This window comes from Deinococcus multiflagellatus, assembly GCF_020166415.1.
In the GTDB taxonomy this organism is placed as follows: domain Bacteria; phylum Deinococcota; class Deinococci; order Deinococcales; family Deinococcaceae; genus Deinococcus; species Deinococcus multiflagellatus.
This window is the reverse complement of record NZ_JAIQXV010000002.1, coordinates 235,557-249,205: the sequence shown is the minus strand read 5'-3', so window position 1 is coordinate 249,205 and position 13,649 is coordinate 235,557. Positions and strand designations below refer to the sequence as shown.

8 protein-coding genes are annotated in these 13,649 nt (G+C 67.8%); all 8 read left to right on the top strand.

Annotated features, from left to right (window positions below):
- The first annotated feature begins 123 nt into the window (after positions 1-123).
- Positions 124-711 carry an NUDIX domain-containing protein gene (locus tag K7W41_RS04180; RefSeq protein WP_224605020.1) on the top strand — a complete coding sequence of 196 codons (588 nt, stop codon included), beginning with the start codon at positions 124-126 and terminating at the stop codon, positions 709-711.
- Positions 669-1,325: an IMPACT family protein gene (locus K7W41_RS04175; RefSeq protein WP_224605018.1), complete on the top strand. Its 657-nt coding sequence runs from the start codon at positions 669-671 to the stop codon at positions 1,323-1,325. Before K7W41_RS04180 ends, K7W41_RS04175 begins: the two co-directional genes overlap by 43 nt.
- 50 nt (positions 1,326-1,375) lie before the next feature.
- Positions 1,376-4,222 carry an AAA family ATPase gene (locus K7W41_RS04170; RefSeq protein ID WP_224605017.1) on the top strand — a complete coding sequence of 949 codons (2,847 nt, stop codon included), beginning with the start codon at positions 1,376-1,378 and terminating at the stop codon, positions 4,220-4,222.
- 184 nt (positions 4,223-4,406) lie between these two features.
- Complete coding sequence (locus tag K7W41_RS04165; protein ID WP_224605015.1) at positions 4,407-4,964, top strand: RNA polymerase sigma factor; 558 nt, start codon at positions 4,407-4,409, stop codon at positions 4,962-4,964.
- On the top strand, positions 4,951-6,645 hold the full coding sequence (locus K7W41_RS04160) for a zf-HC2 domain-containing protein (RefSeq protein ID WP_224605012.1): 1,695 nt from the start codon (positions 4,951-4,953) through the stop codon (positions 6,643-6,645). Before K7W41_RS04165 ends, K7W41_RS04160 begins: the two co-directional genes overlap by 14 nt.
- Complete coding sequence (locus tag K7W41_RS04155; RefSeq protein WP_224605009.1) at positions 6,642-7,373, top strand: hypothetical protein; 732 nt, start codon at positions 6,642-6,644, stop codon at positions 7,371-7,373. The genes K7W41_RS04160 and K7W41_RS04155 overlap by 4 nt, the downstream gene beginning before the upstream one ends.
- The gene (locus K7W41_RS04150) at positions 7,373-11,701 is read left to right on the top strand and encodes a coiled-coil domain-containing protein (protein ID WP_224605007.1); all 4,329 of its coding nucleotides are present in this window, start codon (positions 7,373-7,375) and stop codon (positions 11,699-11,701) included. Before K7W41_RS04155 ends, K7W41_RS04150 begins: the two co-directional genes overlap by 1 nt.
- Complete coding sequence (locus K7W41_RS04145; protein ID WP_224605006.1) at positions 11,701-12,819, top strand: hypothetical protein; 1,119 nt, start codon at positions 11,701-11,703, stop codon at positions 12,817-12,819. The genes K7W41_RS04150 and K7W41_RS04145 overlap by 1 nt, the downstream gene beginning before the upstream one ends.
- Positions 12,820-13,649 lie beyond the last annotated feature (830 nt).

Genomic DNA, 13,649 nt, shown 5'->3' with positions numbered 1-13,649 from the left:
CTGAAAACCCACGCATGGTGAATCGTTCGGCCGCTGCCTGAACCCCCTTCTCAGGGCGCCGCGCCGCAGCTCTCCGGGGCGGCCGGGGGCCTCTCCCCCACCTGCCCCTGCTAGCCTGCGCGTATGCCTGAACACCCCAACTGGGCGACCCTGACCGAGGACGACACCCAGCCGTGGCACACCCTGGAGTCCCGGGTGCTGGTCGCGGGGTTCCGCACCGTCTATGAAGACCGGGTGCGCCTGCAAAGCGGCGTGGAAACCCTGTACCAGTACCGCCCGCGTGGCCCGCGCGCCGTGTTCGTGTTGCCGGTCACGGCGGCGGGCGAGGCGGTGCTGATCCGCCAGTACCGCTACCCCCTGCGCGCCACCGTAACCGAGGTGGTTGCGGGCGGGGTGGAACGCGGCGAGGACCTGCACCGCGCCGCCGCACGCGAACTGCAAGAAGAGGTGGGCGGCGTGGCCGCCGAGTGGGTGGCGCTGCCGGGCTTTTACCCACAGCCCAGCATCAGCGGCGTGATCTTTTATCCCTTTCTGGCGCTGGGCGTGGCCCTGGGTGACACCGCCCATGAGGCCACCGAAACCATAGAGCGCGTGGTGATGCCGCTGCGCGAGGCCTACGCGCTGCTCGAGGGCGGCGGGATTCAGGACGGCGCGAGCAGCCTGACGCTGTGGCACGCCCGCGCGCCGCTGCAGGCCCGGGGCCTGCTCTGAGCGGTCCTGGCGACCTGCCCGCGCCCTTCACCACGCTGGCCGGTCCCTGGCGCGAGAACCTGCTGGTGGAGAACAGCGAGTTCCTGGCCTTTGCCGAGCGCGCCGACGCCCCCGAACAGGCGCTGGCGCAACTGAACAGCCTGCGCGGGCGCTACCCGGACGCCACGCACTGCTGCTGGGCCTACCGCATTGGTCCCCTGCAGCGCTTTCACGACGACGGCGAACCTGGCGGTACCGCCGGCGCCCCCATCCTGAAGGCCATCGAGGGTCAGGGCCTGGACCATGTGATGGTCGTGGTGGTGCGCTTTTACGGCGGCGTGAAGCTGGGCACCGGGGGCCTGGCCCGGGCCTACAGCGGGGCCGCTGCGGCGTGCCTGCGCGCCGCCCCCAAAGACACGGTGCGCCCCCGGCTGACCCTGCGCGTGCAGGTGCCGTTCGCGCACCTCAGCCGCCTGCACCACCTGCTGGGGCGCTACAGCGCCGGGCACGGTGAAGAGCACTACGGGGCCACGGGCGTCAGCCTGTCGGTGCAGGTCTTCCCCGAGGACGCCGCCGCGTTCACGGCCGAGCTGCGCGACGCCACCCGGGGTGAGGGGGTGGCCGAACCCGCTTGAGCGCCGCTCGCCCCGGGGGCGCGCGCAGTACCATGGGGCCAGCTCCCCCTATGTCCAAACCCCCTGCCTCTCCCAGTTCCAAGGTTCGGCCGGTGACGGCCAGCACGCTGCGGCTGCACACCCTGGGCGGCCTGTCGCTGGGCGAATTCCGCAAGGTCAAGTCGCTGCTGCTGCCGGTGATTGTGGCGCTCGATGGCCCCACCACCCGGCGGCACCTCGCCGCGCTGCTGTGGCCCCGGGCCGCCAAACCCGAAGCCAGCCTGCGCGTGGCGCTCCACGCCCTGCGCGAGTACTGCCCCGACGCGCTGTGGGGCGAGGAGCGGCTCTCGACGGGGCTGCCCTGCGACGCCGCCGAACTGCTGACCCTGCGCGGCGCGGCGGCCGAACGCGCCTACACCGGGGCCTTTTTGCCGGACCTGAATGTGCCGGATGTCTCGGCTGAATTTGAGGAGTGGGCCGAAGGCTGGCGGCAGCGGCTGGCGCGGCACGTGCAAAGTGAGACCCTGCTGCTGGCCGAACGCAGCGACCCCGCCCAGGCCGCGCGGTGGGCGGCGCGCGCCTACGACCTGCCCGGCGCGCCGCCCGCCGAGCCCGACACCCTGCGCCGCCTGCTGGCCCTGAGCGCCCCGGCCAGCGCCCTGGAAGCCGCCCTGCGCACCGAACTGCGCGACCTGACCGGGCGCCGCGCCACCGACGGCGTGCGCCCCGTGCGCCGCACGCCACACACCCGCATGCTGGGCCGCGAGGCGGAGCTCGACACCCTGTTGGCCTGGGCCACGCCAGCGGGCGGGGGAACGGCCGTGGTCACGGGCCCGGGCGGTATCGGGAAATCCACCCTGGCGCGGGCGCTGCTGCGCGAACTGACGGTGCTGGGGCGCCCCGTGTTTCTGGTGGACGCCGAGGGGGTGACGCACGCCAGCGAGGTCGCCGCCCGTCTCGCGTCGGTGCTGCAGGCGCCGGCCGCCACCTGGGCCGCGCTGGGCACGGCGCTGGTACCGGGCAGCGTGGTGCTGCTCGACGGCCTGGACAGCCTGGACGACCCCGAAGAACTGCGCGGCCACCTGGACACGCTGCCGCAGGTGCGCTGGGTGCTCACCGGGCGGCGCTCCCGGCTGGGGCGCGCCCCAGACAGCGACCTGCTGCTGGCGCTGGCGGGTCTGGAGCGCCCCGCCGCCGAGGCCTCGTGGCTGGACGTGGGGGTGTGCAGCGCCGCGCAGCTGTTTGTGCGCGAGGCGGCGCGGGTGCGGCGAGACTTTGCCCTGAGTCCGCAGAACGCCGCGCTGGTGGCCAGCCTGACCCGGCGCCTGATGGGGCACCCGCTGGCCCTGACCCTGGCCGCCTCGTGGCTGCGCCGCGAAGACCTGCAGGCGGTGCATGACCGGGTGCTGCAGGATGCGGGCGCGCTGCGCACCGAAGGCGGCGACGGCGACGGGCGCCGCGGCCTGCAACTGGCGGCGGCGCGGTCGTGGGCCCTGCTGAGCCCGGCGCTGCAGGCAGCGGCCCTGCGCCTGAGTGTGGGCGCTGACTTTGACCCGGCCGACGCCCCCGCCCTGGGGGTGGACAGCGAGGCGGTGGACGCCCTGCTGCAGCACGCCTTTTTGGAAGCCCACCAGCCGGGCAGCGAACGCCTGCGCCTGTACCCCGCGCTGGGCGGCCTGCTGCGCGAGCAGGGGCAAGCCCACCCGGCGCTGCTGCGTGAAGCCCGCCGCACCCACGCCGAACTGCACCTGCAGCGCTTTCTGGCGCGCGCGCCGGAAGACCCCGCCACCGACCCCGAACGCGCCAACCTGACCCTGGCCATGCACGCGGCCCTGCGCGCCGGAACCCTCACCCCGGCCGCTGCCGAGCATCTGCTGGCCCACTATGACCGCCGGGGCATGCACGCGGCGGGCATGGAAACCCTGCTGACCCTGAGCGAACTGGCCGAGGCCAGCGGCGCCGAGCCCGCGCTGCAGGCCGCCCTGCAGGTGGGGAGCATGTGGCTGGCCTACCGCGCCGGGCGCCTGCTGGACGCCCAGACGCTGGCCGGGGTGTTTTTGCAAGGGCCCCTGGCCGCCGACCCTGGCAGCCGCATGAAGGTGCTCAACACCCTGGCCTCGGTGCGGGGCGAGCAGGGGCAGATGCGGGCCTCGGCCGAGTTGCTGGGGCAGGCCCTGGCGCTGGCCGTCACGCTGGGCGACGCTGTGCGCGAGCGGTTTTACCGCATGAACCTGCTGACCGTGCTCTCGTTCCTGGGCGAGGAAGCCGAACTGCAGCGGCAGCTGGCCGAGTTGGAAGCGGGCCTGCGCGACCTGCCCGAAGCGCACAGCTGGCCGCTGCGCGAGCGGCTGCTGACCCTGCGCACCCACATGACCCAGGTAGACCTGCCGGGGTTGCAGCAGGAAGCGCGGGCCCTGGCGGCGGCAGGAGCGCGCAGCGGTGAGGTGCGGCTGCAGCTGGCCGGGCTGCTCTGCGCGGCCCGCCTGGCCCTGCGCCAAGGCGAGGGGCGCGCGGCCCAGGACGCCATGGCCGAGGTGCGGCGCGTCACGGCCAAGGTGCAGGACAACACGGCTGGGGTGGAACTGCTGCTGCTGGACGTTCAGCTGGCCTACGCCCGTGGGCGGGCCCCGCAGGCCCGGCGCTCGGCGCGGCAGGCCCTGCAGCAGCCCCGCCTGCGCGAAAACCCCTGGAACCTGATTGAACTGCTGTGCCTGACCGCCCCCGACCTGTACCGGCAAGACCCAGCCGCCACGCTGGCCTTTCTGTGCGCCGCTGCGCACGCCCCCCAGGTCCACATGGGGCAGCGCCAGCAGGCCGCCGAGCTGATTCGCACTCTGCATGCTGACGCCACGCCGGGGCCAACCGCGCCCCTGGACCTGAACGCCCTTCATCGGTGGCTGCAAACGCAACTGGGGTAAGGGGCGCGGCCAGGGCCACCACGAACGCGCCGAAGCCTGCGGCAGCCAAGCTGAAGGACAGGGCTCGGCCGGGTACCCACGTAAGCGCAATTCACCCCCCTTGCAAAGGCTCGTTTTCCGCCAACTAAAAGTTCAATGTTAAATCAGCAAACCAAAATGGCTTAAAATAGTTACGCTCAGAGGGATGGAAGACCTGCCAGATGAGACGCTTCTGGAGCTGATTCTTGCCGGAAGCGAGCCGGCCTTCCTCGAACTGTACCGGCGAGAGTCAGGGTACATCCATGGGCTGCTGCGCCACCTGCTCAGCAGCCCAGACGATATCGAACAGGCGGTCTACGAAACGTTCCTTGCATTTCGTGACAAGGCGATCCAACTGCAGCACATTCATGGCCGGCTCCCAAAACGCGAACTTTACCGGTTGGCGCTGCAGCGGGCCTGGTTCAGACGCCGTCTCACTGCCCCGGTTGACACGCCTCTTGAGGTCTATCTTCCTTTTCTTCAAGCGCCGCCCACTCTCGAACGTCTTGAACAGAAGGCTGATGTTGAGCGGCTCCTGGAAGGCCTGAGTGTCTGGGACCTGGAACTGGTCATCCTGCGGTGGTACAGCGGCTTTACCTACGAGGAAATCGCCGACCTGCAGCGGATTCCGGTCGGTACGGTCAAAAGTAGAGTTGCGGCAGTGGTCAGACGCCTGCGCCAGCGGGCCCACGAGTTGGGCTGGGAGGAAGATGAATCATCCTGACAGGGCCAAGTTGCTGGCCTACGCGGCAGGTCGCCTGCCCGAGGCCGAGGCGAAGGGGATTGAAACACATCTGGAGACCTGCGCTGATTGCGCGGGGGTGGTGGACACTCACCTGGACGAGGTGGTGGCCCTGGGCCGGGCACTGGGGCCGGCGCCCGTTCCCGTGGAGTGGGAAGACCGGCTCATGCGGCAGGTCCCCCGCCCAGAGCCGCGCAAGGTCACCTGGCCGCCGGCCCTGGCCAAACGCTCGCGTGTGCTGTTGGCCCTAGAGCCTCTTCTGGCCCTGCGCGAGTGGGACGCCCGGCGCGATGAGGGCACGCGACATTACGACACCATCGCCCTGACCCTGCGGGCCTTCGACCTGATTGTAGAGTCGAGCGGCTTCGGCGCCGAGGTGAATGAGGAGACCGTCATCCGTGAACTCCTGCCTCTTTTACACCAGATGGACCTGGCCGCAGGGGTGCCGCCCGACCGTGGGCAGCATGCGGCCTTCGCCACTAGGCTGCTGAGCCGTCTGCGCAACGATGAAGAAGCCCGGCGCCCTTTCCGCGCCACCTATACCGACTTTGATCAAGGGCGCCCTGTGATCCGAGAGGTAGCGTTTCACCTCTTGGAAGAGCAGTTTATAGACGACGAGCGCTTTGCCCTGCGGCTGTCTGTAGAGGCCACCAACCTCTTTCTCAGCGCGCTCGATTTCGAAATTGAAGATGCCCAGGCCGCCTTAGAAGGCGTCATTCAGTCGCAGATTGAACGTGGCCGTTTTGAAGAAGCGGTTCAGTTTGCCCGGGACGCACGCGCCCGCTCCGTGCAGCTTCAGGAGAAATTTGACCGGCTGCTGCGCGAGACCCGCCGCGATATGCGCCAGGTGGACTGGCGAACGGATATGCCGCGGCTGCTGGGTGAAGGCCTCAGTCACCTGCAGGGGCGGCTACGGGTGGAGCAGGAGGTGATTCAAACGGCGCGTGAGCGACTTGAGCACCTGTCGCCGGGGAGTCCTGAAGCGCAGCAGGTGGCGCGCATTGCCGCCTTGATTGACGAATGCTTTCTACGCCATACCCATCTGCACCACGTTCTGCTGGGGGCACGCGAAGTCTTTTTTACAGAGCAAGACCGGCAGGCGTTCGCCCCCCGGCCACGCACCCATCTGCCGGACCTGTTCAGAGAGGTGCTTGAGCCCCTGCTCGCCGCGCCCAGAGACCGGGCACTGGCCGCGCTGGAAGGTGAACAGGGGCGCCCCGACCTGCCGTCCAAGGCCGAAGCGATTCGGGCCGCGCTGCTGCCAGCGCAGGCGCCCGAGAGTCTCTCCCTCAGCGACCTCACTTCATGGCTTCTCCGGCCCAAACGGACCCTGCCTGCCACCAGCAGTGAAGCCTCTGAACTTGTGTGGGAAGCGGCGCTTCCTGATCCTCTGCGCTATCCCCCCGAGGTGCAGGCTAGTGGCGAGCCTTACCTGCAGCGCGGCGCGGCGCGCCTCTCGCAGGTGCTGTGCCGGGCGGCGCAAGATGCTCAGCCCGCACCCGTTCTGGAATACCTGGGGCTGCGCGCCCTGCAGGCATTTGAGAATGACCGCCCCAGCCTGCTGCGGGCCGAACAGACGGGCACCCAGTTTGAAGCCGCAGGGTTTTACGGTCACGATCTGGACTTGCAGTGGTCGGCTGCTGACCCGGAGGCCATCCCATGATGGACGCTGACGACGCACCTTACGCGGCTGGCCGTCTGGTGCAGTGGGGCCTGCGAAATGGCGCCCACCCAAAACGCAACGACGAGTACCAGGCACTCCTCGCCCGCTACCTCGACCGCCTGGAGTTCCGCGAGGTGGTCCAGCGCTTTGCCGAAGGCCTGGAGCTGGAGATTCTGGAGGCCAGTACAGAGCACGGTATGGTGCTGGCCCCTTTGCCAGGCTCGGCTTTTGCGACCCAGGCCAGCGACTACCGCCCTTCGAGCAATGAAGACACCCGCCTGCTGGACGGCCTTGTTCAGGTGGCGATTGCGGCCACGGTTTATCCCCGGGCCATGGACCTGCTGGGCGATCCCACCACCGTCCGCAATCCCGTCACGGTGGCCGAGATTGAAGAGACGCTGCGCCAACTCGTGAACCGGCTGGATGAAGCGGCCAAGCAGCAGCCTGATCCTGTCCCCGAGGAAGCTGGTGGCCTCTATGAAGCGTGGCGCGTGTACAAGCATAGGCAGGCCCAGCGCAGCACAAAAGACCAGCGGGCTTCCCCCTTCAGCACGCACCGCATCATCGAGTACGCGCTGGACTACCTGTGCAAACAACACTGCTTCCAGCACAAAGGACAGGTCTACCGGCCCCTTTGGCGCTACCAGGTTCTGGTTCAGGAGCACGCGGCCAGCCGAGCGCACGCCGCTGTCAAGCGCGCCCTGAATCCCTCGCAGGAGAAGCTCTGATGCCCCAGCTCACCAAACTGCGTCTGGTCAATGTCGGGCACCCCAAAGCCCGCTTTGACGATGTCACCATCCCCCTGCACGATCCTGCAGGGCGCGGCGTGGACACCACCCTCTGGCTGCGCAATGGCGGCGGCAAGTCGTCCATGCTCAATCTCTTTTTCTCACTTTTGCAGCCGAACCGGCGCCAGTTTCTGGGAAAGGCGGGCCAGCACGACCGCGCGCTGGAAGATTACGTGCTCCCAGAGACGCGAGCGGTCATTGTGGCCGAATGGCAACTGGACACGCCCAAGGGTGATCCGCCGCAGTGGTATCTGACCGGGGCTTTTTACGAATGGAGCGCGCGCGAGGCCAATACCCTGGAGCGGCTGTTTTTCGCCGCCCGGGTGCAGCCCCCCAGGCTCACGCTGGACCAACTTCCCCTGCGCGATGAGCGTCAGCGGCCCCTGACGCTCCACGGCTTCAAGCAGGCGTGGCAGAACCTGACCAAAGCGCACCCCAGTGCCGAGGGGGATGAAACCCATCACCTCCACGAGTGGCAGGGCGTGCTGGAAAAAGTGCGCATTGATCCAGAGCTGTTTGGCTATCAGCGTGTCATGAATGCCCGCGAGGGCGGCGCCGAGGACCTCTTCCGTTTTCGGGAAAGCGACGAATTCGTGAACTTCTTTCTGGGACTGGCCATGAAGCCGACGCATGGTCAGGCGGTAGCGAGAAATCTCGCTGGTTTCCGCGAAGGGCTCAGGGAGCGCCTCGAGCAGCATCTGCCCGGCCTGGACCTGATCCGCCAGCTTCATGGCCCGGTACAGGACATTCAGACGGTGGGCATTGAGCGGCAGGCCGCCTGCGAGCGCCTGGGCGCAGTGGCAGCCAGACTGGAATTGACCGGGCGTCATGCCCACACACGGCAGGTCGAGGCCGAGACAGCCATCGCTGACCTGGACACCCAGACCGAACAGGCCCAGGAGGCGCTGGGGCAACTGAAGCGGAAGAAACAGGATCAGCTGCATCACTGGCGGGCCCTGGAGCGCCGGCAGCTGGTCCAACAGACCGCGCGCCTGAGGGCCGAGGCGAGCGTGGCCGAGCAGCACCTGCGGGACGCCGAACACGCCCGGGAGATCTGGCGGCAGGCCCCCGCCCTGCTGGATGTAGAGCGGCATGAAGAGCAGTTGCGCGTGATTGAAGCCCTGCTTCAGGCGCAGGATGAGGCGCTGGCCCCGGACTGGGCTGACGTTCGCCGCTCGGCCCGTCAGCTGGCAGGCGCCCTGCTCAGCCGGGCGCAGCAGGGCCGCACTGAGGCCGGGCACCGGCAGGCTGAGGCCGCTGTTCTGGAACAGACGGCCGCCCAGGCGGCTCAGGAAGCCAGGGGCGCACGCAAACTTTCAGGGCGCACAGCAGAGCGGGCCCAGACTGGCCGCGACCGTCTCGGCGACCTTCGCTGGGCGCTGCAGCAGCTGCGTGAAGGGGGCACACTCGGACCTGAAGAAGCGCTGGCCGTGGGCCTGGCCCGCTGGCAACACCAGCAGGCCGACGCCACCTTCAACGAAGAAGCACTGCAAGGGGAACAGCAACTGCTGGAACAGCAAACGCAGGTGTGGCGTGAACAGCACTTTGCTGCTCAAAGGCACTGCCATCACGCCGCAGAACGCTATGAGCAGGCCTGCGCGGCGCTTCTGCAGGCACGCGAGGCGCGCCAGGCCATGGCCAACCACCCCGTTCTGACGCGCCTCATGGACAACGAACCGGACCTGATCCCCCTGTCCAATGAAACGGTCCAGATCCTGATTCGGGCGCGCACAGAGCTAGAGCGGCAACTTCTCGAGCTCCGGGCCCAGCAGGGCGAAGAGGCGCGCGTGCTCGAAGCGCTCCGGGTTCGCTCACTTCTGCCCCCCACCCGGGACGTGGCTGCGGTCTGCCAGCTGCTGGAGGAAGCCGGTCTCGCCTGCTGGTCAGGTTGGGAACATGTCGCGCAGCAACTCCCCCGCTCTGCAGCACGTCCCTTTATCGAACGGGCGCCCGAACTGGTGCAGGGCGTGCTGGTCCGGGATCAGGACCTTGAACGGGCCCGGCGCGTGCTGCTGGCAACGTCGGCGGCGCTCGAGACGCCCGTGGTGGTGGCGGCTCGTCAGCAAGCCTTCAGCGTTGACCCGGGGCAGGAACCAGAGGGGAGATTCCTTGTTGGGCCGACCAGCGACGCCCATTTTGACGCGGACGCTGGTGCCCGTGAGGCGGTGGTCCGCGAGTTGCGGTTGGAACGCCTCCAGGCCGAGCAAGTGCAGGTCGAGCGTGAACGCCAGACCCTGCGAGAAGCCCTTGACCAGCTTGAAACCTATTTGCAGCGGCATCCGCCCGGCTTCTTCGAGGCGCGTGAAGCCGAGGTAACGGCCCACCGCGCGGCGCAGCAGGCGGCACAAGACCATCTGAGTGACCTGAGTGCAGAGCAGCACCAGCGCCAGGCTCGCCTGCAGGAGCTCAGCCTGCAGCTGGAAGCGTGCCGTCAGGCCGCAGAAGCCGCGCGCCAGCACCGCCAGCGGTTGGAAACCCACCTGGAACGGCACGGGGATGAACGTCAGGAACGCGAACTTGAGGACAGTGTCCATCAGGATGAGCGGCAGGCGCAGGCCCTGGAACAGCAAGCGGACCACAACGATGAGAGGGCCAGAACTGCCGAGGGCCAGGCCCGCCACCTGCTGGACCTGGCCAGACACCTCGAGCGGGGTGCCGCCGCCGCCGAACATGAAGCACGCGCCGTGCCGTATTTGGAGCCGGGCCCCCTTTCTGCTACCACCGAAGATGTCGAAACCTGTCGGGGGCGGCACCGCCTGCTGTGTGAAGCGCTGGATCAAAAAACGCTGGACCACCAACTCAGGCTGAAGCGGCAGGCCGCCCAGGAGGGGCTCCAGGCAGCGCGCGAACGCTTCGAGCGAAGCTGCCCCAGTGGCATTCAGGAACCGGCGGTGCGCCGGGCGCTGGACACGCTGGCCGATAAGGAACGCGTACACGAGCAGGCCAGAGCGGCTGAGGTGCACAGAGACGCCACCTTTGCCGAAGCCCAGCGGCTGAGGACAGCCCGGTACGGCGTTACCGAGCAGCTGGCGCACCACGAACGCGAGTATTCGCAGCTCAAGTGGCAGCTCACCTCAGAAGAAGACGAGCTGAGCGAGGAAGCGCTCCTGCACCTCGCTCAGGAGGTCAGGCGACAGGCTCTCCAGACTGAAGATCAGGAAGCCCAGTGCCGCGACCAGCTTGAACACCTTCAGAAGGCAAAACGGGCCGCCGAACCCCCACTGCGCTTCTGGCAGGAGCAACGGGCAAAAGCGCGGGGGCTGACCGAGCGGTATCAGGAGCTCCTTCAGGTCCACCCTTCCGCGGCGCCTGCCAAAGTCACCCTGCGAGATCAGGACGTCGCCGCCCACCTTGGTGATCTGGCCGCCGCCCTTGATCACGAGCAGCAACGCTGGCAAGACTTAACACGCCGCCAGGAGGCTGCTGGCCGCACTTTTTTTCGCGCTCTTTCTGGCCGCACTGTCACGTTTGTTAAGGAACTACTGGCGTGGACGCCCGAAGACCTGGAGCTGAATGCCGGGCAGCTGCGCGAGGAACTGGAGATCCGGCAGCTCAATATTGAGGGCCTCTTGCAGCAGTTCGAGCAGCACCGCGAAGTGCTCATCACGGAGACGCTGGCGCTGGCCGAGCGCGGCATGACCCTGCTGAGGGGCCTCGCGGCCCATTCCACCCTGCCTGAAGGGGCAGGCCGCCTGACGGGGCAGCGGTTCCTCAAGATCACCTTGCCTGACCTGCCCCCCCAGGCCGAACGGCGCGCCCGGATTGGCGCTCTGCTGGACGATATCGTGCTGGACAGGGCCGAAACCAAGGGCGCCGAGCTCGTGCAGCGGGCCGTGCGCAAGCTCGCGCAGCCTATTCGCGTGGAGGTGCTGTTTCCTGATGTCGACGCGCCGCCCCGGTATCTTCCCATTACGGCCATGGCCAAAGAGAGTGGCGGCGAGCGCCTGACCAGCGCGGTGCTGCTGTACTGCACGCTGGCCCGTCAGCGCGCCCGCGAACGCGGCCTGGAGGTGCAGGCCACGGGAACCCTGTTGCTGGATAACCCGGTGGGAGCGGCGTCGCGCGTCAAGCTGCTGCAATTGCAGCGCGAGATGGCCCGCGCCATGTCCATCCAGCTGATCTACGCCACCGGGGTGCAGGACATGGAAGCTGTCGGCACCATGCCCAACGTGGTTCAGTTGCGCAACGAGAAGCACAATCTCAAGACCGGCCACCGCCTGGTAGAACTGGCCAGGCTGGGACGCCACGAAACGGAGGTGGTTCGCTGATGAGCGAGAGCCCCAACAACGGCGCCGATCCCCGCTGGACCAAGGAATTCACCGAGCGTCTGCGGCAACTGGAATTGCGCCCGGGCAGAGTCATTATTTCGCTGGACCAACTGCATGCTGAATTCACCCAGGTGTTCGCCCATCGGCCCGGCATTCCGGACCGGCGGGTCTGGCTTCTGGACGCCTTACGGTATGCCGAGCAACAGGGCGTCATCCGGCTTCCGACGCAGAAGGGCAAGTTGTGGGATCCCTCTGGTCAGCCTCCCTTGCCTTCACGGGTCAGGCGCGTCGCTGTGCCCAAGCCCGCGCGCGAGGCCTGGTGGCGAACGCGGTACTGGCCGCCGGAACTGGAATGGCTGCTGGATCTGGAAACGCTGGACGAGGCCCATGACGCCTTTCTCCTGCGGGTCGAACAGGGCCTCAAAGAGTGCTGGTTCAAGGACGCAGCCCCGCTCCGGCACCGTTCCATTCAACTCACTGGCGATGACAAGCGCCTGGGGGTGCTGTTGGACGGTGTGCTGTTCAAGAAGGGGCGCCTGACCCCGGCCCTCCTGAACTGCGCTTCGGACACGCTCCCTCTGGCCCATGAAGTCGTTGGCGGCCCCCCAGTGGCGCTGGTGTTCGAGAACAAAGAACCCTACAACCTTGCTCTGGCTGTGCTCCGGGCGCTCGCCCGCCGTCCCTACGGCGTGGTGGCGTTTGGCGGCGGTGGCAGCTTTCAGCAATCAGTGCGGGCCTTTACAGACATTCAGGCCTCAGAGCTCTACCGCCAGAGGGTCGGGCAACCGCTGCAGCGGATTGATTATGTGGGCGATCTGGACTGGCCAGGTCTGGCTATTGCCGCACAGGCCGCGCGCCGGGCACAGGAGGCTGGATTGCCACCTGTTGTTCCGGCCCTGGGTGCCTATCACGCCATGCTCAACGCCTTGCTGGACCCGCGCATCAACTGTCCAGAAGGGCTCGCGGTTCAGGACACCAAAACACACCGCCGGTCCCACCTGACCTGGCTTCCCGAGGATCTTCAGAAACGGATTGAGCCCATGCTGCTGAACAACCGCCGCGTCCCCGAAGAGATGCTGACGGAGCGCAGTCTGCGCGACTGGTGGGCGACGTTGTGAGCGGATGTGGGGCGGCTTCGGTGGCTGTGGGCAGACGCAGGCCTTCTGGCACCTGCCCCAGCGCCGCCGCCAGGGGCGCGCGGCAACGTGTGATACGGATTCCGTCCATTTCCGTAACATCCAGAAAAGAACTGGATGTTCCTCCAATTCCCGGAAATCCGTAGCTTTTCCTTCTCCCTCCGGTCGGAAAAATTCCGTCATCACTGACGGAATTTTTCGGAAGCCGTATGAGCAGCCCAGCGGCGCTGATGCCGCCCGCGACGTCTGTGCCCGGCGGGGGACTGGCCGGGCGCAGCGCCAGCCACACCGCCAGGGCCACCACTGGCACGAAGGGCAGGGCCCAGCGCAGCGGCCACCACACCGGGCGCGGGCGCAGGGCGGCGCGCACCTCGCGGCGGTAGGCGGCCTCGGCCAGTCGGCGCTGCGCGCGCTGCTGCGCGGCCTCGCCCACCTGCAGGGCGGCCAGTTCCTCCGCTTCAATGCGGCGGCGATCCTCCTCGCTGAGCATGTGGGCAGCCTAAGAAGCCCAGCCCGGGGCGCGCATCCGCCCAAAGATGCAGCGGCGCCGGGCCAGGGGGCGGCCACAAGACCTGAAGGGTTCACCTTCAGGCCTTGTGGGGCGAGCGGACTTGCGAAGCTGCGGAGCAGAGCGAGGAGCCGCGACAGACAGCGGTTGGCGTTGAGGGGGCCCTTCTTCGCCTCAACAGAACGGAAGACCGCTGTGATACGGACTGCCGTCTATCTCCGTCACATCCAAAAAAGAGCTGGATGTTCATTCAACTCCCGGACATCCGTCCCCTTTCCCTCTTCCTCTGCTGCGCAGCTGGATC